The 2,979-nt window shown below is 38.2% G+C and carries 3 protein-coding genes and 1 pseudogene; 3 read left to right on the top strand and 1 reads right to left on the bottom strand.

Annotated features, from left to right (window positions below; genetic code table 11):
• Window positions 1-336, bottom strand: a pseudogene (locus tag WBM98_RS14900) (hypothetical protein); the annotation flags it as partial.
• 83 nt (window positions 337-419) lie between these two features.
• On the opposite strand from WBM98_RS14900, the gene WBM98_RS14895 reads away from it, so the two are divergent.
• The 3 genes from WBM98_RS14895 to WBM98_RS14885 all read left to right on the top strand — a co-directional run bounded on the left by WBM98_RS14895 (window position 420) and on the right by WBM98_RS14885 (window position 2,774).
• Complete coding sequence (locus WBM98_RS14895) at window positions 420-938, top strand: ester cyclase (protein ID WP_424366819.1); 519 nt, start codon at window positions 420-422, stop codon at window positions 936-938.
• Between the two features lie 74 nt (window positions 939-1,012).
• Window positions 1,013-1,777: a hypothetical protein gene (locus WBM98_RS14890; RefSeq protein ID WP_424366818.1), complete on the top strand. Its 765-nt coding sequence runs from the start codon at window positions 1,013-1,015 to the stop codon at window positions 1,775-1,777.
• 76 nt (window positions 1,778-1,853) lie between these two features.
• Window positions 1,854-2,774, top strand: coding sequence for an ester cyclase (locus tag WBM98_RS14885; protein ID WP_424366817.1), 921 nt, complete (start codon window positions 1,854-1,856; stop codon window positions 2,772-2,774).
• Window positions 2,775-2,979 lie beyond the last annotated feature (205 nt).

Raw genomic sequence — 2,979 nt, 5'->3', positions numbered from 1 at the left:
GAGCATGGAGTACTGAATGGTATCAGTTTTGATCAACGGGTAGGCCTCTTCTAGGATGTCCAAATACGAAGCACCGAAATTATCAGTTTCCATAAAAACCTTTTTGTAAGGTTTTTCGCGTTCCAGGTCCACTATTTGGGACATGCCAATAAAACCATTCAATAAAGAAAAGGTCGATATGAAGATAGTAATCAGAATCCGACTTCTCATTTCAGGAATATTGTCACCGTGGGAAATGAGTTTGTTAAATATACAACATTTTATAAATAAATCTTTGATAATTAAAAATGGGGGTTCGGACAGTTTTTCAGCCATTTCATCCCTACTTACTTTCATTCCAGGGGGTAATTGTATTCTTTAGTTAGAGAAAAGTATTCGCTTGTGGTGCTAAAGGGTTAATAACACTAACATTGAGGGTTATGGGAAGAATGGGAATAGTTTTGATAATGATGGTGTTCCTAGGCACGAGTTGCAAGGAGCATGATGCCAATGAAGATAAAATCGCCCTTGAAAATACCATGTCCAAAAACTTCGACATTTATATAGCACAAGGCTGGAATCGGAAAAATATGGATAGTTTAAGATCGATATCGATTGAAAATTACAGTAGGGAGCTCAACGGAATAAAGGTTGCTAAAAACCTGAATGAACTAGAGGCCAATTTGAATATTTATTTTAACGGCTTTCCTGATTTAGAAATTTCAATTGATCATTGCACTATCAAAAATAATCAACTGTTCACCCAATGGACCTTTGAAGGGACCAATACAGGCACTTTTGGCGAATCGATCGCCACGGGCAAACACGTTGTTGTAAGTGGTTATTCCGAATTCACCTTTGACCCATCGGGTAAAATTTCAACCGAAAAGACCTATTACAATGAACTGGCATTTTTACAGCAAATGGGGTTTACTTTAATACCCCCAATCGTAGACTAAATCATTGGATGATCTCGTGAAAATCTAATCCAATAGGCAACTATAAAAGAGTAATAACCAAAATTCACAGAAAAATGAGAACACAAAAATTGACATTCCTAAGTACATTGATCTTGATTCTATTCATGGGTGTTCTAAAAGCCCAAAACGGAAGTTCCCAAGCGTATTGGGTACACGAAGATGTTGTAAAACCCTCGATGATAGGCCAATACGAGAGCATTTGTAAAGAACTTACCGACAACATGAAAAAATACAATATCCAGGAATTTAATGTTATCGTAAGCAATACGGCGGATAATAGGTATTTATGGGTAAGTCCTATTAACGGTATGGCGGATATCGAGAAACCTATATTCAAAACATTGTCAGAAAAAATGGGCGAGGAAAAAATGGGTGACTTGTTCGACAGAATGGATAAATGCTATGATATAGAGCAAAATTACGTCATACATCTAGACAAGGAACTTTCTTATATGCCGGGCGGTATCACCCAAACACCGGAAGGACAAGAGTATAGGAAATTTCATTACTACCATTATACTCCCAGTAACAGGGCCGAAGTCAATAAAAAAGTGAAAGCCATTAAGAATTTATTCGAAAGCAAAGGGTCAAAACTGGATTATAGGTTATATCGCAGCGGTTTCGGTACCCGTGGTGCTTTTTATATGGTAGCGATTGCCGCCAAGGACGAAGCTGATTATGCTGGCAAAATCGCGGCGAACAATGAATTAATGGGCGAAGAATGGCAAAATGCCTATTCGGATTTTATAAGCAGCTTAGAAAAATATGAAGCTTTTGAAGGCAGAATGCGACCAGATATGGGTTACGCACCTAAATAATGACCAAACATACCCTGATGGGTTTTAAAACCGATCGAGGTTTTTATTCTTGTATGAACCAAACAAAAACAAAATCATGAAAAAATACATTTTATTAGGACTTGTCCTAGTCCTATTCACAGCATGCGAAAACCAAGAAAAACGGTATACCCAACAATCGAAGGAAATCGATATTGTTAAAACGGCCATTAAGAATTACAACGATAAAGTGTATGATACAAGTATCTACGCAGACACTGCAAAAACGTTCTTTAATTCTAGTTCTAAAGACAAATTCATGTCACCGGAGGAAACCATGGCATACCATAAAGCGAATGATGAGATCTATTCCAGTAGACGTTTTACCGATAACGACCCGGAATATGAAATGGTAGTAACCGACGATGGGGAAACCTGGGTAAATTGCTGGTTGGAATGGAAAGGTACTTTGGCAGCGAACAATAAAGAGGTTACCATTCCCATACACTTAACGTATCAGTTTGTAGACGGTAAAGTAGTACGCGAAGTCGGTATGTGGGATCCGACACAAGTGCTACTTGCGCTTCAGGAAATAGAGCGGACCAATGCGATGTCCGCAGATGAAAAAGCAATACAAAAGACCATAGATAATGTTACAAAAGCATGGAACTCCAATGACAAAGATTTAATGTATGCCAATATGGTCAATAACATTATAAGAACGGGCAATGGGACTACAATTGCCAAAAAACAATCTGATTACGGGGATTTTATGGAAGTATATTTTAGTGCATTTCCCGACTTTAAAGTGAAAATCGATAAAACCGTCATTGTGGGGAATACGGCATACATCAACTGGACATGCACGGGAAAGAATACCGGAAGTTTCATGGAAAACGAACCAACCAATAAGAAAATAGAAACCCATGGTTTTAGTGTCTGGACGTTTGATAAAGAAAACAAAGCGGTAAAAGAGGATGCATTTTATGACAATCTGGTGGTATTCCACCAATTGGGCATTACACCACCGACACAATAAGAAAATAACCAACCTAACGGGGCAATCCATCTTGTATTTCGGGGGAACTAAAGGTGGATCCTGTTAGGTTCAACTAACCTGCAAGGTTTTATGAACCTTGTAGGTTTTAAACAAACTCGGAATCCCCTTCCCCACTATAGGCAACTAGGTTCGACCTAAAAATGAATTGGACTTTAAAAAGATTCCCTTCGGTTAAGTATAAACT

Source organism: Maribacter sp., assembly GCF_049667165.1.
Taxonomy (GTDB): Bacteria; Bacteroidota; Bacteroidia; order Flavobacteriales; family Flavobacteriaceae; genus Maribacter_A.
The sequence above is the reverse complement of the archived record's forward strand: the minus strand, read 5'-3'. Positions and strand labels throughout refer to the sequence as shown.

What these genes read in the sequence shown, in the direction of transcription:
- WBM98_RS14890 (WP_424366818.1), top strand. Translation starts at nt 1,013, where the DNA reads ATGAGAACACAAAAATTGACATTCCTAAGTACATTGATCTTGATTCTA.
- WBM98_RS14895 (WP_424366819.1), top strand. Translation starts at nt 420, where the DNA reads ATGGGAAGAATGGGAATAGTTTTGATAATGATGGTGTTCCTAGGCACG.
- WBM98_RS14885 (WP_424366817.1), top strand. Translation starts at nt 1,854, where the DNA reads ATGAAAAAATACATTTTATTAGGACTTGTCCTAGTCCTATTCACAGCA.